Here is a 380-nt window from a genome sequence, read left to right as displayed (position 1 = left end):
GTCTGAGATAAACGAATATTCTGTTATCTCTTTAGATGAGTTTTTAGGCCTGGCAGGCAATCGATATTTCAGTATCGCCATTGGCCAGTCGACGGCCAGAGAGCGGATTGCCGCACTCTGTGAAAGCCGCGGCGCTAAAGCATTCTCAGTGTTTGCCGAAAATACAGTTATCCTTGATTCCAACGATATAGCAGAGGGGGCTGTGCTTTCCCCTTTTGTAACAATCACCTCCAATGTAAAAATTGGGCGGCATTTCCATGCCAACATTTACTCTTATGTTGCTCATGACTGTGTCATAGGCGATTTCGTGACGTTCGCGCCGTCGGTAAAGTGTAACGGTAATGTCACGATTGAAGATCACGCTTACATTGGAACAGGCG

1 protein-coding gene is annotated in these 380 nt (G+C 46.6%); it reads left to right on the top strand.

The window, feature by feature from the left end; translation table 11 throughout:
- Positions 1–380: LbetaH domain-containing protein (locus KMS84_RS39335; RefSeq protein ID WP_498066975.1), on the top strand; the 380-nt coding region annotated here is incomplete at both ends.

It is taken from the genome of Streptomyces hilarionis, from assembly GCF_024539675.1.
GTDB classification, from domain to species: Bacteria; Actinomycetota; Actinomycetes; order Streptomycetales; family Streptomycetaceae; genus Streptomyces; species Streptomyces hilarionis.
The sequence above is the reverse complement of the archived record's forward strand: the minus strand, read 5'-3'. Positions and strand labels throughout refer to the sequence as shown.